Source organism: Bacillus sp. NP157, from assembly GCA_018889975.1.
Lineage (GTDB): Bacteria > Pseudomonadota > Gammaproteobacteria > Xanthomonadales > Rhodanobacteraceae > Luteibacter.
Genome location: CP076546.1, coordinates 4,136,013 through 4,156,328, shown reverse-complemented (window position 1 = coordinate 4,156,328; position 20,316 = coordinate 4,136,013). Strand labels below are relative to the sequence as shown.

The window sequence follows — 20,316 nt, the reverse complement described above, 5'->3', positions numbered from 1 at the left end:
CCTGCGCGCGATTTTTTTTCGCATCCATTCATCAGTCATCCCCAAGGACAACGCCATGACCGACAAGCAAGCCACCACCGCTCCCCTGCAGAACGCCCGTATCGCCGTGCTCGGCTACGGCAGCCAGGGCCGCGCGCATGCGCTCAACCTGAAGGACTCCGGCCTCGACGTCGTGGTCGGCCTGCGTCCCGGCGGTCCGTCGTGGAACCGTGCCTATGTCGATGGCTTCGCCGTCGCCGAGCCGGCCGAAGCCGTACGCGGTGCCGACCTGGTCGCCGTGCTCACCCCGGACATGACCCAGCCGGGCATCTACAAGGACGCCATCGAGGCGAACATCAAGCCGGGTGCCACGCTGCTGTTCGCGCATGGCTTCAACGTGCATTTCGGCCAGATCACCCCGCGCGAAGACATCGACGTGGTGCTGGTCGCGCCGAAGGGCCCGGGCGCGCTGGTGCGCCGCGAGTACGAGATCGGTCGCGGCGTTCCCTGCCTGTACGCCGTGCACCAGGATGCGACCGGCCACGCCACCGAACGCGCGACGGCGTACGCTGCCGGCATCGGCGGCGCCCGTGCGATGTTGATCCAGACCGACTTCAAGGAAGAGACCGAGACCGACCTGTTCGGTGAGCAGGCCGTGCTCTGCGGTGGCGCGTCGGAGCTGGTGATCAAGGGTTTCGAAACCCTCGTCGAAGCCGGCTATCGCCCCGAAATCGCCTATTACGAAGTGATGCACGAGCTGAAGCTGATCGTCGACCTGTTCTACGAAGGCGGCATCGCGCGCATGCTCGAGTTCATCTCCGAGACCGCGCAGTACGGCGACTACACCCGCGGCCCGCGCATCGTCGACGCAGGCACCAAGGAGCGCATGAAGGCCGTGCTGACCGAAATCCAGGACGGCACCTTCGCCCGCGAGTGGACGGCCGAGTACAAGGCTGGCCTGCCGAACTACAAGGCGTTCAAGCAGCGTGACCTGGAGCATCCGATCGAGAAGGTCGGTGCACAGCTGCGTGCGCGGATGCCCTGGCTGGCGGCGAACCAGCCGAAGGCCGCGGCGGATGCGGCGGATGCGGCGGCCAAGGCGTCTTGAGATTCATTGTTTCCTGATGGGGGGATCGTGCCTGGGCTATCGGGCGCAGGCGCGCACCTACATGGGTTGGTTGATAGGAAGGAAAACATCGTGAACGCGCAACTGGAATCCCCCGGCGACATTCGTCGCCCCGACGCGAAACATCCCCTGGCCGGCCATGCGATGACCGGTGCTGACATCGTCGTGCAGGTACTCGCCGACGAAGGCCTCGATGTGCTCTTCGGCTATTCCGGTGGCGCCATCCTTCCCGTGTACGACGCGGTCTTTCGCTACAACAGCACCCACGCCGGCGACGACGGCAGCGAGCCGCTGCCGCTGATCGTGCCGGCCAACGAACAGGGTGCCTGCTTCATGGCCGCCGGCTATGCGCGGGCGTCGGGTCGCGTCGGCGTGGCGCTGGTCACCTCGGGGCCCGGCGCCACCAACGCGGTGACCCCGGTGCGTGACTGCATGGCCGATTCCATCCCGCTCGTGGTGGTCTGTGGCCAGGTCGCGACCAAGGCGATCGGCACGGATGCGTTCCAGGAGGCGCCGGTCAGCCAGATCATGGGTGCCTGCGCGAAGCACGTGTTCCTGGTCACCGACGCGTCGACCCTGGAAGCGACGCTGCGCACCGCATTCCACATCGCGCGCAGCGGCCGCCCGGGCCCCGTCGTCATCGATATCCCCAAGGACATCCAGAACACCCCGCTCACCTTCGAAGGTAGCCGCGAACTGCCGGTGCGCGGTTACCGTACCCGCCTGCATGCCGTCGAATCCGCGAAGCTGACCGACGCGCATTGCGCAGAGTTTTTCAAGGCACTGGGCGCCGCCGATCGCCCGCTGATCTACGCCGGCGGCGGCATCGTCTCGGCCGCTGCGGCGGGTCCGCTGCGCGAGTTCGCCCACGCGTTCGGGATCCCGGTCGTCACCACCCTGATGGGCATTGGTGGCTTCGATACGACCGACCCGCTCGCCCTGCATATGCTGGGCATGCACGGTGCCGCGTATGCGAACTACGCCATGGACGACTGCGATTTCGTGCTGGCCCTGGGCGCACGCTTCGACGACCGCGTGGTCGGCGTGCCGGACCAGTTCGCACCGAAGGCCAGGGCGATCGCCCAGGTCGACATCGATCCGGCCGAGATCGGCAAGGTGAAAGCGGTCGACTGGCATCACGTCGGTTCGCTGGACACGACCCTGGACCGCCTGCTGGCCTACGGCGCGCGGATCGGCTTCCGCCGCGATCTCAGCGCGTGGCATGCCCACGTGGCGGCGCTGAAGCGTGACCACGCCATGGACTTCCGGCGCGACGGTGAGAGCATCCAGCCGTGCGCCGTGCTCGAGGCGATCAACCGCATCACCGATGGCCACGCGATCATCACCACCGGCGTCGGCCAGCACCAGATGTGGGCCGCACAGTATTTCGACTTCCGCGAACCGCGCCGCTGGCTCACCTCCGGCTCGATGGGCACGATGGGCTTCGGCCTGCCGGCCGCGATCGGTGCACAGTTCGCTCGCCGCGACCTCACCGTGATCGACATCGACGGCGATGCGTCCATCCGCATGAACATCGGCGAGCTGGAAACGGTGACGACCTATGGCCTGCCCGTGAAGATCGTCGTGCTCAACAACAGCGGCGACGGCATGGTTCGCCAGTGGCAGAAACTGTTCTTCAAGGGACGCTTCTCGGCGTCGGACAAGAGCCTGCACAAGAAGGACTTCGTCCGCGCCGCACAGGCCGACGGCTTCGAATGGGCCCAGCGCCTGGACGACCCCAGGGCGATCGACGCGACCATCGCGGATTTCCTGGCCTTCGACGGCCCGGCCTTCCTCGAAGTGGTGATCGATCCCGATGCCGGCGTCTATCCGATGGTCGGCCCCGGGGCAACCTACGCCGAGATGATCACCGGCGACTGGATCCGCAGCCGGAACGCGCCCGTCGCCACCACCGCCGCACCGACGGGGATGTTCTGACCATGCGCCACACGGTGTCCATCCTGCTGCAGAACGAAGCCGGCGCGCTCGCCCGCGTCGCGGGGCTGTTCGCGTCGCGCGGCTACAACATCGAATCGCTCACCGTGGCCGCCACGCCGGACGACGATGTCTCCCGGCTCACGCTGGTCGTCTTCGGCGACGACGCGATGGTGGAACAGATCATCAAGCAGTCCGCCAAGCTGGTCGACGTGCTCGAGATCGGCGAACTCACCCGCAAGGAACACGTGGAACGCGAACTGCTGGTGGCGCGCGTGGAAGCCGGCGGCGACGCCGTCGACAGCTGCCTCGCACGCTTCGGCGGCCGGCTACTGCAACGCGAAGCCGGGCAGTCGGTGGTCGAGTACACGGGGCGCGCGGACGAAGTCGACACGTTCCTCGATGCGCTACGTCGCGCCGGGGATGTCGCCGACCATGCACGCAGCGGGATCGCAGCGATCGAGCGGCCTACCGTCACCGCCTAAGCGACCCAACACGTTGCCTCCCACTGTAGGAGCGCACTTGTGCGCGACATCTTCTTGCGTGGTGTCGCATGTTGGTATGGGCACAATCCATGTTGATATGGGCACAGTCCATATTGGTATGGGCACAGTCCATGTTGATATGACTACAGTCAGTACAGGTTATCGCTTCGCTCAATCGCGCGCAGGCGCGCTCCTACAGTGGGGGGACGGTTAGGGTGGTGGTGGTCGGGGCGGACGAACCCGCCGTCACCCGCAACGCGTAATTCCCCGGCTTCAGGTACAGGATCGGCTGCTCGTTCTTCCCGGCCAGCCCGAGCCGGTCCGCCGGCACGCCCTTGTCTTCGCCCGGTACCAGCGCCTCCACCAGGCACGGTCGTTTCCCGCCACAGGTCGATGACGGAAGTGTCACTTCGCGTCGCTGTCCGCCGAGCGTCATCCAGCTGTTCGCCGCGCCGCGCCGGTCGTCGCGTGCCCAGGTCAGGGTGATGTCGATCAGCGCCGGATGCAGGCTCCAGCCCTTTCCCGCCTGCGTCCACACCGAGGGCGCGGCGGCGACCGCGCCGTCGCCAGCACACCCGCGTATCCCCGAGACCTGGTCGATGGTGACCATGGCCAGCCCGGGCAGCTTCGACAGCCGCTCGGCGAGCCAGCCCTGCTCGCGACGGACATGCGCATAGCCCACCTGCACCAGCAGCTTCTCGCCGGGATGGGCATCGAGCCACGCCTTCAGCAGCGCCGCGCTGGCCGCTTCACGCCCGCCGTTGGCCGCCTCGGGCTGGTCGTAGGCGACGAAGTCGAAACCCTGCGCGGCGGCTTCGCGGATCAGTTCCGCGAACACCGGTTCGCGCAGGTACACCGCCGCCTCGGTGTCGTCGTGCGCGTAGCCGCGCTTGCCGAGTGCCTCGGCCTTCCCGGTGACCAGCGCTTCCAGCGCGATATGCCTGAAGCCCATCTTGCGGAGCGCTGGCAACAACGCGATGACCGTCGCCCGCGTCGCCGGCTCGATGTGCGCCTCGTTGATGACGACGACGCGTGCATCGCCGATCAGTGCCGGCAAGGCATCCAGGCCACTGCGATGCCACGGCGTGCCGGGGCACGCGATCGGCGCGGCGGCGTTCGGTGCGTACTCGAGGTAATGCCTTGTTGCATCCGCGTAGCGTCCGAACAGGGTATCGGCCTGCGCGAACGGATCGAGTGCGGGATGGCGGGTGCTGGCCGGTATGCCAGCGAGCCGCGCCCGCAGCGCGACGTAGTCGTGCCACGGGTCGCCCTTGTTCAGCAGGATATCGATCGCCGCCATCGCCGGATCGGGCGGCGGCAACGCGGTTGCGTGCATGGCATGCGCGGACAACGTGCACGCGCTGGTGGCAAGGGCGATCAACAGGCGACGCATGGCTGTCCTTAGCGTGATGGTGGCCCACCATACCAGCGCGGTTACCAGACCTTGAACACCTGCCCGGTCTGCCGGCCTTCCACGCTGCGGGAGAACGCCAGCGCGGCACGCGCCGCGGTGACCGGTTCGAAGCCGCGGAAGAACGGCCCGTAGCTGCCCATCGACTCGACGAGCACGTTGGGACTGACCACGTTGATGCGCAGCCCGCGCGGCAGTTCGATGGCGGCGGCGCGCACGTAGGCTTCGACCGCGCCGTTCGCCATGCTCGCGCAGGCACCCGCGGCGATCGGCTGCTCGGTGAGGATGCCGGTGATCAGGGTGAACGAGCCACCGTCGCGCAACCTGGCCATGCCCGCCTGCACCAGCCTTACCTGGCCGAGCAACTTGTCGTTGAGGCCTTCGAGATACTTCGCCTCGGTGAGCTCGCCCAACGGTGCGAAGGGCACCTTGCCCGCCGTGCAGACCACGGCGTCCAGGTCGGGCACGGCGTCGTACATGGCCGCCACGCTCGACGCATCGCGCAGGTCGACATGTACGTCGCCGCTGCTGCGACCCGCGCGCACGATCTCGTGGCGCTGGCCCAGCTCCGCCGCCACGGCCTGGCCCAGCGTACCGCCGGCGCCAACGATGAGGATCTTCATGTCACTGACTCCTTGGTGATTGCCAACCGGAAAGAGTACGCTCAGCGGCATGAACCGTCGCGCCGCCCTCTCGCTGCCGCCGCCACTCGCCGATACTTCGGCGCTCGGCCGCGAGCAGGACCTGCTGGGATTATCCGACGAACCATCGATCCATTACCTCGAGCATGGATCGCGTAGCCGGCTGATCCGCTGGCATTACCACCCCGCGTACGAACTGCACCTGATCGTCGCCACCGAAGGCACGGCGTATGTCGGCGATTACGAAGGCCGCTTCGCCCCGTACACGCTGATGCTGACCGGGCCGAACGTGCCGCACAACTGGGTCACCGACGAGGCGTGCGAGCCCGCGGCCCTGCGCGACCGCGTCATCCTGTTTTCCGAAGCCTTCGTCCGCCGCTGCACCGAATTCTTCCCGTCCGCGAAGCACGTGAAGTCGCTGCTTCTCGAAGAAGCGCGGCATGGCATCGTCTTCAACCCCGAGCTGGGCCGCGCGCTGGAGCCCTATTTTCGCAGGGTCGCCGAGCATCCCGGCCTGCGCCGCGTCGCCAGCTTCTTCGAGATGGTCGAAGCGCTCGCCGAAGACGAGACCCGCCGTCCACTCAGCAGCCGCCCGTTCAAGGCGTCGGCCGATCCGAACCAGTCGCTGAAGCTGCATCGCGCGGTCGCGTTCATCGATCGCCATCACGCAGGCGACGTGTCGCTGAAGACCGTCGCCGACCGGCTGGAGATGTCCGAGTCGGCGTTCTCGCGCTTCTTCCACCAGCACACCGGCTATCGCTTCATCGACTACGTCAACCAGACCCGCGTGCAGCGCGCCTGTGACCGCCTGGTCAACTCGCCCGATGCGATCACGGAGATCTGCTACGAGGTCGGCTTCAGCAACCTCTCCAACTTCAACCGGCGTTTCCTCACCCTCACCGGAATGACCCCGCGCGAATATCGGATGCGTCACCGGCGGCCACCCGCCGAACTCTGATGCGGCGGCGCGGCATGCTTCGCGTCGCGCGGAACCGGCAACTTCCCGAAGTTACATACTTTATTGCTTGACCGGCACGATGCTGCGCCGCATCACATACAGCGGTGAAATGCGGTCGGTCGCCAGCGCCGAACAGCGCGTGACGCAAGAAAGTATGCAAATTCACCGCAAAACGACACCGCACGTATTGGTGGGCATGCACGCCCAGCGCCTATAACCCTCATCCACGATGCGACGAATGCAAAGACGTCGCGCGCCGACTCGCCGTAAACGGGAGGCACGATGAGCGATCAACGGAAACGATACGGTGGGCGCAAGGCCAGCACCTGGCTGGGTGCCGCAGCGCTCGCGGCGTGCGCCCTGCCCGCCTGGGCCGACACCACCCTCACCATCGGCACGGTGAACAACGCCGACATGGTGCGCATGCAGGCCCTGTCAGGCGAGTACGAAAAGTCTCATCCAGGCGTCCACCTCAACTGGGTGGTGCTCGAAGAGAACACGCTGCGCCAGCGCCTCACCACCGACATCGCGACGCACGGCGGCCAGTTCGACGTGATCACCATCGGCGCGTACGAAGCCCCGTTGTGGGGTGCGCAGAAGTGGCTGAAGCCGCTGGACAACCTGCCCGCCGACTACGAGGGCGACGACCTGCTGAAGAACGTGCGCGAACAGCTCACCGTGGACAACCATCTCTACGCCGTGCCGTTCTACGCCGAAGCCAGCATCACCTACTTCCGCACCGACCTGTTTGCCCGCGCGAACCTGACCATGCCCGCGCAGCCGACCTGGGACCAGATCAAGGGCTTCGCCCAGAAGCTGCATGACCCCGAGCATGGCGTCTACGGCATCTGCCTGCGCGGCAAGGCCGGCTGGGGCGAGAACATGGCCCTGCTCGGCACCATCGCCAACAGCTTCGGCGGGCGCTGGTTCGATGAAAACTGGAAGCCGCAGGTCGATACGCCCGAGTGGCACCGGGCGGTGAACTTCTACATCGACCTGCTGAAACACTACGGGCCACCGGGCCCCTCAGATAACGGTTTCAACGAGAACCTCGCGCTGTTCGCCGGCGGCCGTTGCGCGATGTGGGTCGATGCCTCCGTCGGCGGCGGCACGGTATCGAATCCCAAGGAAAGCCAGGTCGCCGGCAAGGTCGGCTTCGTACGATCGCCGCACGAGGTCACCGACAAGGGTTCGTCGTGGCTGTGGGTGTGGTCGCTGGCGATCCCGGCCAGCTCGAAGCAGGGCGATGCCGCGCGCGACTTCATCCTCTGGGCCACCTCGAAGCCTTACCTGAAACTCGTCGCGGACAAGTATGGCGCCGAGTCCACGCCCCCGGGCACGCGTGAATCCACTTACGCCAACCCCGATTACATCAAGGCGGCACCGTTCGCCCAGGTCACCTTCGATTCGCTCAAGGCGGTCGATCCCGCCCATCCCACGCTGAAGCCGGTGCCTTACAAGGGTATCCAGATCGTTTCCATCCCCGAGTTCCAGGCGGTGGCCACCCTGGTCGGCCGGCAGATCGCCGGCGCCCTGGCCGGCCGCGGCAACGTGGATGAACTGCTGCACACGGCACAGGGCGCAGTCGACCGGACCATGAAGCGGGCCGGCTACTACGACAAAAAGCCGGTCATTTCGAAGGAGGCCACGCCATGAAAGCGCGCGTCCGCAAACACCCCGAGCGGCTGCTCGCGCAACCGGCCATCCTGATGCTGTTGCTGTGGATGATCGTGCCGCTGGCAATGACGCTGTACTTCTCCACGCAGTACTACAACCTGCTCTACCCGGGTAAGTCGGCCTTCGTCGGGCTGGAGAACTTCACCTACTTCTTCGCGTATCCGAGCTTCTGGACGTCGATCCTCAACACCATCCTGCTGGTCGGCAGCGTGCTGGTCGTCACCGTGGTGGGTGGCGTGGCGATTTCGGTGCTGGTGGATGAAAGTTTCCCCGGCCAGGGCATCGTGCGGATGCTGCTGATCTCGCCGTTCTTCATCATGCCGACCGTCGCCGCGCTGGTCTGGAAGAACCTGATGATGAACCCGGTCTCCGGCTTCCTCGCCTGGGTCTGGAAACTGTTCGGCGCCACGCCGGTGAACTGGTTCGCCGACTGGCCCCTGCTCTCGGTGATCACCGTGGTCTCGTGGGAATGGCTGCCGTTCGCGGTGCTGATCTTCGTCACCGCGCTGCAATCGCTCGACCGCGAGCAGCTGGAGGCCGCACGGATGGACGGCGCCCGCGGCTGGGCGATCTTCCGCTACCTCACCCTGCCCCACCTCGCCCGGCCAATCGCCGTGGTGGTGATGGTGGAGGCCATCTTCCTGCTGAACGTGTTCGCCGAGATCTTCGTCACCACCAACGGCGGCCCCGGCGACGCGACCACCAACGTGCCGTTCCTGGTCTACACCCAGGCCCTGCTGGAGTTCGACGTGGGCGCGGCCTCGGCCGGCGGTCTCGTCGCGGTCGTCCTGGCCAACATCATGGCGGTGTTCCTGATCCGCCTGATCGGCAAGTCGCTGACGGAACGCTGAGGAGACAAGACATGGCCAAGAAGAAATCCGGTCGCCGCCTCGCCCATGCCGTGCGCGCCGTCGCCTCGTGGATCGTCGCCCTGGTGGTGTTCTTCCCGATCCTGTGGATGGTGTTGACCAGCTTCAAGAGCGAGCTCGACGCGTTCAGCATGCCGCCGCATTTCCTGTTTGCGCCGACGCTGGAGAACTACCGCGAGATCCTCGCGCGGGCGAACTACCTGCACTACGCATGGAACTCGATCGTGACCGCGGGCGGTGCGACCATCCTCGGCATGCTCGTCGCCGTGCCGGCAGCGTATGCGTTCGCCTACCATCCCACCCGCCGCACCAAAGACGTGCTGCTGTGGATGCTGTCGACCAAGATGCTGCCCAGCGTCGGCGTGCTCGTGCCGATCTACCTGATCTCGCGCGACCTCGACATGCTCGATTCGAAGACGGCGCTGGTGATCATCTTCGCGCTGATCAACCTGCCGATCATGGTCTGGATGATCTACACGTATTTCCGCGACATCCCTTACGACATCCTCGAGGCGGCACGGATGGATGGCGCGGGCACGTGGCAGACGATGTTCCGCGTGCTCATCCCGGTCAGCCGCGGCGGCCTCGCCTCCACGGCGCTGCTCTGCCTGATCCTGTCGTGGAACGAGGCCTTCTGGTCGCTCAACCTTACGACGACGAGTGCGGCGCCCCTGACCGCACTGGTCGCGTCGTTCTCCAGTCCCGAGGGCCTGTTCTGGGCCAAGTTGTCGGCTGTCTCGACGCTCGCCTGCGCACCCATCCTGGTACTCGGCTGGCTATCGCAGCGCCAGCTGGTCCGCGGCCTCACCTTCGGCGCAGTCAAATAGGAGCCCACCCATGTCTCGCCTGGAAATCCGTTCACTGCGCAAGTCGTTCGAGGGCACCGATGTCATCAAGGGCATCGACCTCGTGGTGGAAGACCGCGAGTTCTGCGTCTTCCTCGGGCCCTCCGGCTGCGGCAAGTCCACCACCCTGCGGCTGATCGCGGGCCTGGAAGATGTCGACGAAGGGCAGATCCTGCTCGACAAGGACGACATCACCGATCGTGCCGTCGACAAGCGCGACCTCGCCATGGTCTTCCAGAGCTACGCGCTGTATCCGCACATGACCGTGCGCGAAAACATGTCGTTCGCGCTGAAGCTGTCCGGCGCTAAGCCACTGGCGATCGATGAAAAGGTGGCGAAGGCGGCGAAGATCCTCGCGCTCGAGCCCTACCTCGATCGCAAACCTTCCGCCCTTTCCGGCGGCCAGCGCCAGCGCGTCGCCATCGGCCGGGCAATCACCCGCGAGCCACGCGTGTTCCTGTTCGACGAACCGCTCTCCAACCTGGATGCCGCCCTGCGCGCGCAGACCCGCCTCGAGATCGCGCGGCTGCACCAGGAACTCAACGCCACCATGATCTACGTCACCCACGACCAGGTCGAGGCGATGACGCTGGCCGACAAGATCGCGATCTTCAGCGAAGGCCGCATCGAACAGATCGGCTCACCGCTGGAGCTCTACCGGCGCCCGGTGAACCGCTTCGTCGCTGGCTTCCTCGGCATGCCGCAGATGAACTTCTTCGCCGCCACGGCGGAGAACGGCGAACTGCGCCTCGCCAACGGCAACCTGCTGCACCTGCCGACCCAGGTCGATGCGCGCGGCGAGCTTACCGTCGGCGTCCGTCCGGAACACCTGCGCGTCTGCGAAGACGGTGACGGCAGCGGCGAGACGCTCGCCGGCAAGCTCAGCGTGGTCGAGCGCCTCGGCAGCGAGACCTATGCCTACGTCGACGTACCGACGATCGGCAGCATCACCGTCCGTGCCGACGGCGACTTCGAACGCAGGGCAGGACGCGACATCTGCGTCCGCCTCGACCTCACCCATGCCTACGTCTTCGATGCGACGGGCAAAGCCATCCATCATCCGTAAAGAAGGTCCCATGGCTCTCACCCCCTCCCAGCTCGACCGCCTGCCGCAGGGTGTCGACGCACCGCCGTTCGATCGCAGCAAGGTCACGGCGGGCATCGCCCATATCGGCGTGGGCGCCTTCCACCGCGCCCACCTGGCCATTTACACGAACCAGACGCTTGCCGACCCCGACATGGCCTCGTGGGGCATCGTCGGCATCAACCTGCTGGAGCACGACAAGCCGCTGGCGGATGCGTTCAAGGCGCAGCAGGGCCTGTACTCGGTCAGCGAGTTCGACCCGCGCGGCGAACGTCGCACGCACGTCGTCGGCGCCATGGTCGATTACCTCTACGCACCCACGGATGGCGCTGCAAGGGTGCTGCAGCGACTGACCGATCCGTCCATCCGCATCGTCTCGCTGACCATCACCGAGGGCGGCTACCTCATCGACGAGCATGGCAACTTCCGTCTAGACGACCCAACGGTGAAGCACGATCTCGAACACGCCGGTGAGCCGAAGGGCGCGTTCGGCTTCATCGTCGGCGCCCTGGAGAAGCGACGTGCCGCGGGCGCCGAGCCTTTCACCGTGATGTCCTGCGACAACCTGCGGCACAACGGGGCGCAGGCGAAGAAGGCCGTGCTGGCCTTCGCCCGCGCGCGCTCACCCGAGCTGGCCGCGTGGATCGATGCACAGGTGGACTTCCCCAACGGCATGGTCGATCGCATCACGCCGGCCACGACGCCGGCCGTTCGCGACGAGCTCAACGCCGCCACCGGCCTCCCCGATGAAGCCCCGGTGGTCTGCGAGGATTTCATCCAGTGGGTGCTGGAAGACAAGTTCCGGCACGGACGCCCGGCATGGGAGCGACATGGCGTCCAGATGGTCGACGACGTGACGCCGTATGAAGACGCGAAGATCCGCCTGCTCAACGGCTCGCACCAGATGCTGTCGTATCCGGCGTTCCTCTCGGGCCACCGTCGCGTCGACGTCGCCGTGATGGACCCGCTGTTCAACCGTTACCTCACCGACTTCCTCAACGACGATGCCGGCACCTGGCTGAAGTCGCTACCCGGCATGGACCTCGGCCCATACAAACAGAAGCTGCTGGATCGCTTCAGCAACGCGTCGATCGCCGACCAGCTCGATCGGCTGTGCCTGGACGGCGGGTCGAAGATCCCTGGATTCCTCGGTCCCACCATCACCGCCTGCCTGGAGCACGGCAGGGATGCACGCCGGCTAGCCTTCCTGCTCGCCGCGTTCGACCGCTACGTGCGCGTGGGCAAGGACGACAACGGCGAGGGCTACCCGTTGCGTGAGCCGAACGCGATGCGACTGGTACAACCGCTGATCGACAGCGGTTCGAAAGACACGCTGGTCGAAAGCGTCGAACTGGTCGGGCCGCTGCCGGCGAAGGACACGCGGTTCCGCCGCCAGTACGACATCTACGTGGATTCCCTCGATAAACAGGGGGTGCGAAAGACGCTGGAACAGCTCGACGCCCTCGTCGACTGAGGTTTCATGGGGTGTAGCCGGAAGCTTCACTCCCCCACGCCTACGTTGGCCCTCAACGTAAGCAGAGTGGAGTCTTCCCATGCCCTACACCCCGACCAACCCCCAGCCGCCTTTCGCGGAACCGGGCAAGAATCGCCCGGAAGATGAGATCCGCCAGCCGGGCAGCTATCGCCCCGAGCGCGACGCGGACCCAGAGCCGCCGGTAGACGACGATCCGGTCGAACCGTTGGAACCAAAATAAGAACATGGGCGCCCTCGAGGCGCCTTTTTTTTGTCAAGGCATGCGGGCCTCGCGCCACGCCGACGCGACCATCCGCCAGGGACTGAACCGGAACGTGAGCGTGTGCTCGCCCGCTGGCACGCACACCGCGCGGAACATGCCGTTGGCCCGGTGGATGGGCAGCGGCTCGCCATCCACATCCGCCATCCAGCCCGGATGGTCGAGCTCACCGGCGACGATCCATCCCGGCGACGCAGCCCGTGTGCGTAGCTCGATCCGTGTATGCGTCGTGGCGACATGCTCGGTGCCGACCTTGCCACGGCAGCCATCCTGCGCCTGGCGCACTCCTGCCAGGTCGTCGGCGTCGCGAGGCGTCATCCACGCCATCTCCGCGAACTCGGTCGCCGCGAACGCCGCGGCATCGGGCATCTCGCCGACCGCGAGCAACTGCAGCCGGGTGGGGTTGAGGTAGCGCGGATACGCACCGTCGTTGCGCCATACGTCGATGGCCGGGAACGTGGCGACCTTTCGGTAATCCGGCGGCGGCGGATAGCGCAGCTCGCCGTCGACGCGGCCGACCAGCAGGAAGCGCACGCCGAGCAGGTCGTCGATGCGCGAGCCGGGCAACGCGTTGTAGGGCGAAGGCATCGCCTGCGGGGTGCTGCCGTCGCGCGGCTGGTACCACGCCTCGTAGAGGGCGTAGCGCAGCGGGTTGTAGCCCTGCGTCGAGGCGATCCCCGAGGCGACGCCCATGTTGTCCCACAGCGGCGAGGTGTTCTGCGACGACACGCGCTCGGACGGCCTGGCATCGGCGTGGGCCATCGACCCGGTCAGGTAATGCACGGCCGGATGCGCGGTGTAACGCGCGGCACCGTTGCCGCTGGCGTTGAAGGTGCCGTTGAAGTTATAGGCGCGATAGTCCACCGCAAGCAACAGGACTAGCCAAGCCGTCGTACGCCACGCCGAGCCCGGCTTGCGCAGTTGCCACAGGGCAAGGCCTGCGACGACGACCGCCAGGAGCGGCACGCCGTGCGGCGCGAAACCGGAGAGGATCGCGATGCCCAGCAACCACGCGGCCGCCGCGCAGAGCAGGCGAACCACGTCGCGACGTGAGCCGGGATCGAACTGGCTGGCGGCGGTGCCGACCAGGAAGGCCAGCGCGATATTCAGGACGTAGGCGGCGTCCGCCGGCCGGCGAAAATGCGTGAGGCCGGGCATCCAGCCATACAGCCAGCCGTAGACCGGCGTGTGGGTGCCCAGCATGTAGAGCGTGGCAAGCCCGGCGAGCGTGGCGAAGGACACGATGGTCCGCCGCTGCCCTGCCCGCCAGGCGCGACCAAGCCAGGCCAGCAACAGGATGGGCAGTGCGCCGATGTAGAGGAACGACTGGATCGGATCGACCGGCGACGCGTGGATGTCAGCCAGTCCGTCGAACGCATTGGGATCCAGCAGGAACAGGAAGCCGCGCGGGTCGAACGAGCCGGCATCGGCCGCCGACAACGGCAGGTCGATCCGGTTGGACAGGCGCAGGCTGGACCATGTCAGCGCCAGCTGCGGCAGGCCGCACGCGAGCGCGACAAGCGCGGCAACCGCCAGTGACGCGGCCAGCCATGCACGCTGGCGTGCGTCCATGGGCTTCGCCGCCGCGGCGACGGCCACGATGGCGTAGACGCCGATGACCAGCACGAACAGGTACGTCACCTGGACCAGGTGCGTGACCATCGCCCCGGTGGCCAGGCCGAGCAGGAACCCACGCCGCAGCGAGGGCCGCTCCAGCAGCCAGCGCAGCGCCAGCAGCACCAGCGGCACGTACGCATAGGCCAGCACGATGGGGACGTGTTCCAGCCGCGACGCCGCCACGCCGCCCGCCATGTAGACGATGGCACCGGCCAGCGCACCGAAGCCGTTCGCGGCATGCCGCCGCAGCAGCGCCAGCATGGCGGCGCCACCCACCAGCATGTGCAACAGCACGCCCCACGAGAACCACGACGCCCCGGGGTGCGCCGGCAGCATCATCCAGGCCATCAGCAGTGGCGAGAAGAGCATGCCCTGCGGATCGCCGACCTGTGCGTAGCCACCATAGATGTACGGGTTCCACCACGGCGCGATTCCCGCGCGCAGGTTGCTCGCGTTGAAATAGACCGTGGGATAGAACTCGTCGAGGGCATCCCAGGGCAGCACCCGGCCAAGCACCAGCACGTCGAAGTTCAGCAGCAGCCACGTGAGGGCGAGCACGGTGAACAGGCGGCGGTAGCTGGGGTTGTCCGTGGCCAAGGGGTGTCGCATCCGTGTGGGATCGCGGGATTCTACGGCAAGAAACCGCGCCCCAGCCCTGTGGGCCAGCGCCGCGAACGGCTAGACTCCCGGCATGAGTCCTGCCTCCAACAAACCCCGGCCACGCAAGCCGGTGCCGTCCGCGCGCAAGACGCCGGTCCGCGCGCCCACGCCGGCCGTGCGCCCGGCCGACGCCTCGACCAACGCCGAACGCGTCATCGCCTTCCTGCTCCGCGGCGCCCCCGCCGCGCGTCGCGACCGGATCTACGCCTTCCTCCAGCTCACCCGCATGGATCGCCCGATCGGCGCCCTGCTGTTGCTGTGGCCGACGTGGTGGGCGCTGTGGCTGGCGGCGAAGGATTTCCCGCCGGTGGGGCCGCTGGTGATCTTCACCCTGGGCGTGTTCGCGATGCGCTCGGCCGGCTGTGCGATCAACGACTACGCCGACCGCAAGCTCGATCCCCAGGTGGCGCGCACCGCGGGGCGGCCGATCGCCAGCGGGCGGATCACCCCGCGCGAAGCACTCATCACCTTTGCCGCGCTGCTGGTGTTCGCCTTCGTGCTGGTGCTGTTCACCAACACGCTGACCATCCTGCTGTCCTTCGCCGGCGCCGCCCTGGCCGCGCTGTATCCCTTCACCAAGCGCTACACCAACCTGCCCCAGGTGGTACTCGGCGCGGCGTTCGGCTGGTCGATCCCGATGGCCTTCGCCGCCGTGACCAACAACGTGCCGCCGGTGGCGTGGCTGCTGTTCATCGGCAACATCCTCTGGTCGGTGATCTACGACACCGAATACGCGATGGTCGATCGCGAGGAAGACCTGAAGGCCGGCGCGAAATCCACCGCGATCCTGTTCGCCGACGCCGACCTGGTGATCATCGGCGTGCTGATGGGCACCTTCCTGCTCACCATGCTGATGGTCGGCACGCGCGCCGCGCTGGGCTGGCCGTACTGGCTGGGCCTCGCCGCCAGCGCCGGCCTGTTCGCTTATCAGCAGTGGATCATGCGCGACCGCGCCCGCGATGCCTGCCTGCGTGCGTTCCGCCACAACAACTGGGTGGGCCTGGCCCTGTGGGTCGGCATCGTCGTCGCGCTGGCCCTGTGACCGCGATCACACACGTCACGGGACGGAAAACTTTGCGGGCTTCGTGACATCTCACGGACACCACGCATGAACTTATCCGTCACGACTTACGCATAAGTTCAGGGGATCGCGTGCCCAGGGAGAGGCCGACCGTTCCGGCAAACCCCTGCCGGCCGGCGGGGTGGGCACGTGCAAGCCCATCCCCGGAGTTCGACCCCGCATGCGTACTACCCCGCTCTGCCGCGCCCTGCGCACGGCACTCGTCGGCGCGTTCCTGTGTTCCGCCGCCGCCCATGCCCAGGACGCGGCGCCCGAGAAGAAAACCACGGACCTGGACAACGTCGTCGTCACCGCCCGTTCCGGCGTCGAGACGCGCACGAAGGCCGAGACCAGCTATTCGATCACCACCATCGACGAAGACCGCCTGCGCATGCAGGCACCCACCAGCGTCACCGAAGCGGTGAAGTCGGTGCCCGGGTTCTGGGTGGAATCGTCCGGTGGCGAAGCCTCCGGCAACATCCGCGCACGCGGCATCCCCGTCGACGGCTACGGCTCGGTCACCCTGCTCGAGGACGGCATCCCGGTGCAGCACGACCCGGCGCTCGGCTACCTCAATGCCGACCAGGCCTTCCGTCTCGACGAAACCATCGAGCGCGTCGAAGTGGTCCGCGGCGGCCCGTCGTCGATCTTCTATTCGAACGCGCCCGCGGGCGCGATCAACTTCATCCCGCGCGTGGCCGGCGATACCCCGGAAGGCCTGGTCAAATACACCGTCGGCAACGACTCGCTCAACCGCCTGGACTTCTGGTACGGCACGCCGGTCGGTGGCGGCTGGAAACTCGGCGTCGGCGGCTTCTGGCGGGTGGACGATGGCGTACGCCGTCCGCAGTTCCATGCCGACGACGGTGGCCAGTTGCGCGCCACGCTGTCGAAGCAGCTCGAACATGGCAGCGTCAGCTTCGACGTGAAGCACATGGACGACAAGGTCGCCCTGTACCTCGGCATCCCGATGTACACCGATCCGCACGGCGACATCCGCCCGGTGCCCGGCATCAACGGTAACTACGGCACGCTGGCCGGCCCGGAGACCCGCGACGTCGACATGCGCGAAGCCGGCGGCACGTATCACTTCGACAACACCGAAGGCACGCACGTGAAGCGCACCCAGGTGTCGTTCAAGTTCGACCACGACCTCGGCGACGACTGGAAGCTCGCCGAATCGATGCGCTACAGCACCACCGACACGCAGCGTAACGGCGTGTTCCCGAACGCCGTGCAGACCGGCGCCTCGCTCATCCAGCAGGATGCCGCCAAGCGGCTCGGCCTGGTCCCGGGCGCCACCGCCCTGCAGCTGCGCTATGTCGACCAGCCCGCGCAGGTGTTCGACGTGAACGGGCAGAACGGCAACGGGCTCGTGGTCACCGGCGGCCTGCGTGGCGTGACCTTGCCGGTGAACGAGTTCATCAGCGACACGCGCGTGTTGCGCAAGTTCGAGATCGGCGAGCAGAGCCACGATGTCACCCTCGGCTACTACCACGCGAATTTCCAGCAGGACTTCGACCGCTACTCGTCCAGCGTGCTGCTCGATGCCCGCGACAACGCACGCCTGCTCGACCTGGTCGGCGTCGACGCCGCCGGCAACGTCGTCGGTTCGCTCACCGACCATGGCTTCTACGGCTATGGCTACGAATGGGAACACGCCAGCGGCAAGTCCGACACCAATGCGCTGTACGTGTCCGACGAGTGGCAGGTGACGCCCGAGCTGCGCATCGATGGCGGCGCGCGCTGGGAGAAGGTCAGCGTGCAGGGTTACACCGAGGGCAAGGCCACGGTTGACCTGGGTGGCTCGCCGGCGGCGGCAGCGGTGCTCACCGGCAATGGCCAGTACGCGCATTACGACCAGAGTTTCGACAAGACCGGCTGGACGCTCGGCGCCAACTGGCAGTTCTCGCCGCGCCAGGGCCTGTTCGCCCGCTGGACGTCCACCTTCCGCCTGCCCAACCTCAGCACGTACATCACCAACCCGACGGCCACGCCGGTGTTGCAGACGATGGACCTGGGCGAGGCGGGTTGGAAGTACAGCGACCGCTTCGTCGACCTCTATGCCACGGCCTTCTACACGAAGTACGACAACGTCGGTTTTTCCAACTACGTGTTCGACCGCAGCACCAATACCTCCACCCCGCAGACCGGTTACGCTGACACGAAAACCTACGGACTGGAACTGGAGGGCACGGTGTATCCGAGCAAGTGGTTCGACGTGCAGTTCAACGCCACCCTGCAGGATCCGAAGTACAAGGGCCTGCGTTATACCGAGGTCGTCAACAACGCCCCGGTGCTGCGCGACTACGAAGACAACCAGCTGATCCGCGTGCCGAAGATGAGCTACCGCATCGTGCCCGGGGTGAACCTGCTGGATAACCGGCTGCGCCTGCAGTTCTCCTACGAGCACGAAGGCCAGCGCTTCGTCGACACCGCCAACTCGGTGCGCCTGCCGGCTTACCACGTGGTGAATTTCAGCGCGCGCTACGACTACAACCCGCAGCTCTCGCTCTATCTCTACGCGGACAACGTTTTCAACTCGCTCGGCCTCACCGAGGGCAACCCGCGCGCCGGCGAGCTGGCCAGCGCCGACGTCGGCGCCACCACCTTCATCGCCCGGCCGATCCTCGGGCGGCAGTTCCGTGCCGCCGCGATGTACCGTTTCTGATGCGCGCCCTCTTCGCCCTGCTGCTCGCCTGCCTGTGCGCCAGCGCCGCTGCCACGGAACGCACGCCCGACGTCGTGCTCCGTGGCGACCTCGCCGGCAAGGACAACCACACCTATCGCGAAGTGCCCTTCGACGTGCCGGAAGGTACCCGGCGGATCACCATCGACGTGACCTACACCGGCCGCGAGCAACGCACCACGATCGACCTCGGGCTGCTCGGTCCCGACGGCTTCGCCGGGCAGGATGGTTTCCGTGGCTGGAGCGGCGGCAGCAAGCGTCGCTTCACGGTGTCGGCCACCGACGCCACTGCCTCGTTCCTCCCCGGCGCGATCCAGCCCGGCCGCTGGCGGCTGCTGCTCGGGATACCGAACATCCGGCCGACGTCGACGGCGTCGTTCACGGCCGATGTGTGGTTCTCGAACGACGAAGAAGGCTTCGGTCCGGAACACGGCCTTTCGCCCGCGCTGAAGACGACCGACGGCTGGTACCGCGGCGACCTGCACATGCACACGGCGCACAGCGACGGCGGCTGCCTCAACGCGAGCGGCACGGCGAAAGTGCCTTGCCCGCTGTTCCTCACCGTGGTGTCAGCGGCGAAGCGCGGCCTGGACTTCATCGCCATCTCCGAGCACAACACCATGTCGCAGGTGTCGGAGATGCGCGAATTGCAGCCTTACTTCGACCACATGCTGATGATCCCCGCCCGCGAGATCACCACGTTCGAGGGCCACGCCAACCTGTTCGGCGTGTCGCGTCCGCTGGATTTCCGCGTCGGCAGCGCCAGCGTGCCCGACTGGAACGCACTGACCGCCGACGTCGCGCGCGCCCATGGCCTCATCTCGATCAATCATCCGATGCGACCCAACGACGAGACCTGCATGGGCTGCGGCTTCACCCCGGTGAAGCCGGTCGACATGCACGGGTTCCAGGCGATCGAAGCGATCAACGGTCGCGACGTGGAACGCAAGGACAGTGGCATCCCGTTCTGGGAGAAGCAGCTCGACAAGGGCGTGCGCATCACCGGGATCGGCGGCGGCGACAGCCACGACGGAAGCGACGGTGCCCGCGACGAGTTCGCCGGCCGCATCGGCATCCCGACGACGGTGGTGCATGCGCGGGAACTGTCGATGGAAGGCATCCTCGACGGCATCCGTGCTGGCCACGTGTTCGTCGACGCGGAAGGCAGCTCGGACCGGATGCTCGACGTCACCGCGCAGGCCGGCAACGGCGTGGCGCACATGGGCGACGCCGTCGCGGTGGGCAAGGGCGTCGCGCTGCGCGTCGACGTCGCGACGTCCGCCGTCACCGGACAGCAGGCCATCGCGACGCTGGATGGGAAACGCCTCGCGGCGAAGACCGTGGACGCGGCGGGCGCGGCGCGCTTCGACTGGACCGGCGATGGAAAGGCACACTGGCTACGCGTCGACATACGCGACGGCGCCGGGCACCTGCTCCTGCTCGGCAATCCCATCTACATCACCCTGTAGGAGCGCGCCTGCGCGCGATTCCACGGTGGCGCACATCCTTTCGCGCGCAGGCGCGCT

General features: G+C 66.8%; 16 protein-coding genes. 13 read left to right on the top strand and 3 right to left on the bottom strand.

The genetic code is table 11. The annotated features are described in order from the left end of the window. Positions 1-55 precede the first annotated feature (55 nt). The 3 genes from ilvC (at position 56) to ilvN (ending at position 3,525) form a co-directional block, all read left to right on the top strand. On the top strand, positions 56-1,087 hold the full coding sequence (ilvC, locus tag KPL74_18900; GenBank protein QWT19801.1) for a ketol-acid reductoisomerase: 1,032 nt from the start codon (positions 56-58) through the stop codon (positions 1,085-1,087). 90 nt (positions 1,088-1,177) lie between these two features. Continuing rightward, a complete protein-coding gene (gene ilvB, locus KPL74_18895; protein ID QWT19800.1) occupies positions 1,178-3,043 on the top strand; it encodes a biosynthetic-type acetolactate synthase large subunit in 1,866 nt (621 codons plus the stop codon). A 2-nt stretch (positions 3,044-3,045) separates the two neighbouring features. Further along, positions 3,046-3,525 (top strand): acetolactate synthase small subunit, encoded by a 480-nt coding sequence (gene ilvN / locus KPL74_18890; protein QWT19799.1) that lies wholly within the window; start codon positions 3,046-3,048, stop codon positions 3,523-3,525. Positions 3,526-3,718: 193 nt separating this feature from the next. On the opposite strand, the gene KPL74_18885 is transcribed toward ilvN, so the two are convergent. Together KPL74_18885 and KPL74_18880 are read right to left on the bottom strand one after the other, a co-directional pair. Then, positions 3,719-4,918 (bottom strand): hypothetical protein, encoded by a 1,200-nt coding sequence (locus KPL74_18885; GenBank protein QWT19798.1) that lies wholly within the window; start codon positions 4,916-4,918, stop codon positions 3,719-3,721. 41 nt (positions 4,919-4,959) lie between these two features. Next, positions 4,960-5,559 (bottom strand): short chain dehydrogenase, encoded by a 600-nt coding sequence (locus tag KPL74_18880; GenBank protein ID QWT19797.1) that lies wholly within the window; start codon positions 5,557-5,559, stop codon positions 4,960-4,962. Between the two features lie 49 nt (positions 5,560-5,608). On the opposite strand from KPL74_18880, the gene KPL74_18875 reads away from it, so the two are divergent. The 7 genes from KPL74_18875 to KPL74_18845 all read left to right on the top strand — a co-directional run bounded on the left by KPL74_18875 (position 5,609) and on the right by KPL74_18845 (position 12,725). Continuing rightward, a complete protein-coding gene (locus KPL74_18875) occupies positions 5,609-6,535 on the top strand; it encodes an AraC family transcriptional regulator (protein QWT19796.1) in 927 nt (308 codons plus the stop codon). Between the two features lie 282 nt (positions 6,536-6,817). Further along, positions 6,818-8,191: a sugar ABC transporter substrate-binding protein gene (locus KPL74_18870; protein ID QWT19795.1), complete on the top strand. Its 1,374-nt coding sequence runs from the start codon at positions 6,818-6,820 to the stop codon at positions 8,189-8,191. Further along, positions 8,188-9,063 carry a sugar ABC transporter permease gene (locus tag KPL74_18865; protein QWT19794.1) on the top strand — a complete coding sequence of 292 codons (876 nt, stop codon included), beginning with the start codon at positions 8,188-8,190 and terminating at the stop codon, positions 9,061-9,063. The genes KPL74_18870 and KPL74_18865 overlap by 4 nt, the downstream gene beginning before the upstream one ends. An 11-nt stretch (positions 9,064-9,074) precedes the next feature. Beyond that, the gene (locus KPL74_18860) at positions 9,075-9,908 is read left to right on the top strand and encodes a carbohydrate ABC transporter permease (GenBank protein QWT19793.1); all 834 of its coding nucleotides are present in this window, start codon (positions 9,075-9,077) and stop codon (positions 9,906-9,908) included. Positions 9,909-9,918: 10 nt separating this feature from the next. Further along, positions 9,919-10,992: an ABC transporter ATP-binding protein gene (locus tag KPL74_18855; GenBank protein QWT19792.1), complete on the top strand. Its 1,074-nt coding sequence runs from the start codon at positions 9,919-9,921 to the stop codon at positions 10,990-10,992. 10 nt (positions 10,993-11,002) lie between these two features. Continuing rightward, positions 11,003-12,484, top strand: coding sequence for a mannitol dehydrogenase family protein (locus tag KPL74_18850; GenBank protein QWT19791.1), 1,482 nt, complete (start codon positions 11,003-11,005; stop codon positions 12,482-12,484). A gap of 79 nt (positions 12,485-12,563) precedes the next feature. Beyond that, positions 12,564-12,725, top strand: coding sequence for a hypothetical protein (locus tag KPL74_18845; GenBank protein QWT19790.1), 162 nt, complete (start codon positions 12,564-12,566; stop codon positions 12,723-12,725). A gap of 33 nt (positions 12,726-12,758) precedes the next feature. Here KPL74_18845 and KPL74_18840 read toward each other — a convergent pair whose 3' ends face one another. After that, positions 12,759-14,978 (bottom strand): YfhO family protein, encoded by a 2,220-nt coding sequence (locus tag KPL74_18840; GenBank protein QWT19789.1) that lies wholly within the window; start codon positions 14,976-14,978, stop codon positions 12,759-12,761. A 94-nt stretch (positions 14,979-15,072) separates the two neighbouring features. Here KPL74_18840 and ubiA point away from each other — a divergent pair, with 94 nt between their 5' ends. The 3 genes from ubiA (at position 15,073) to KPL74_18825 (ending at position 20,259) form a co-directional block, all read left to right on the top strand. After that, positions 15,073-16,083, top strand: coding sequence for a 4-hydroxybenzoate octaprenyltransferase (ubiA, locus tag KPL74_18835; GenBank protein QWT19788.1), 1,011 nt, complete (start codon positions 15,073-15,075; stop codon positions 16,081-16,083). Between the two features lie 199 nt (positions 16,084-16,282). Beyond that, a complete protein-coding gene (locus KPL74_18830; protein QWT19787.1) occupies positions 16,283-18,772 on the top strand; it encodes a TonB-dependent receptor in 2,490 nt (829 codons plus the stop codon). After that, positions 18,772-20,259: a CehA/McbA family metallohydrolase gene (locus KPL74_18825; protein ID QWT19786.1), complete on the top strand. Its 1,488-nt coding sequence runs from the start codon at positions 18,772-18,774 to the stop codon at positions 20,257-20,259. Before KPL74_18830 ends, KPL74_18825 begins: the two co-directional genes overlap by 1 nt. Positions 20,260-20,316 lie beyond the last annotated feature (57 nt).

What these genes read in the sequence shown, in the direction of transcription:
- ilvC (QWT19801.1), top strand. Translation starts at nt 56, where the DNA reads ATGACCGACAAGCAAGCCACCACCGCTCCCCTGCAGAACGCCCGTATC.
- ilvN (QWT19799.1), top strand. Translation starts at nt 3,046, where the DNA reads ATGCGCCACACGGTGTCCATCCTGCTGCAGAACGAAGCCGGCGCGCTC.
- KPL74_18885 (QWT19798.1), bottom strand. Translation starts at nt 4,918, where the DNA reads ATGCGTCGCCTGTTGATCGCCCTTGCCACCAGCGCGTGCACGTTGTCC.
- KPL74_18880 (QWT19797.1), bottom strand. Translation starts at nt 5,559, where the DNA reads ATGAAGATCCTCATCGTTGGCGCCGGCGGTACGCTGGGCCAGGCCGTG.
- KPL74_18875 (QWT19796.1), top strand. Translation starts at nt 5,609, where the DNA reads ATGAACCGTCGCGCCGCCCTCTCGCTGCCGCCGCCACTCGCCGATACT.
- KPL74_18870 (QWT19795.1), top strand. Translation starts at nt 6,818, where the DNA reads ATGAGCGATCAACGGAAACGATACGGTGGGCGCAAGGCCAGCACCTGG.
- KPL74_18865 (QWT19794.1), top strand. Translation starts at nt 8,188, where the DNA reads ATGAAAGCGCGCGTCCGCAAACACCCCGAGCGGCTGCTCGCGCAACCG.
- KPL74_18860 (QWT19793.1), top strand. Translation starts at nt 9,075, where the DNA reads ATGGCCAAGAAGAAATCCGGTCGCCGCCTCGCCCATGCCGTGCGCGCC.
- KPL74_18855 (QWT19792.1), top strand. Translation starts at nt 9,919, where the DNA reads ATGTCTCGCCTGGAAATCCGTTCACTGCGCAAGTCGTTCGAGGGCACC.
- KPL74_18850 (QWT19791.1), top strand. Translation starts at nt 11,003, where the DNA reads ATGGCTCTCACCCCCTCCCAGCTCGACCGCCTGCCGCAGGGTGTCGAC.
- KPL74_18845 (QWT19790.1), top strand. Translation starts at nt 12,564, where the DNA reads ATGCCCTACACCCCGACCAACCCCCAGCCGCCTTTCGCGGAACCGGGC.
- ubiA (QWT19788.1), top strand. Translation starts at nt 15,073, where the DNA reads ATGAGTCCTGCCTCCAACAAACCCCGGCCACGCAAGCCGGTGCCGTCC.
- KPL74_18830 (QWT19787.1), top strand. Translation starts at nt 16,283, where the DNA reads ATGCGTACTACCCCGCTCTGCCGCGCCCTGCGCACGGCACTCGTCGGC.
- KPL74_18825 (QWT19786.1), top strand. Translation starts at nt 18,772, where the DNA reads ATGCGCGCCCTCTTCGCCCTGCTGCTCGCCTGCCTGTGCGCCAGCGCC.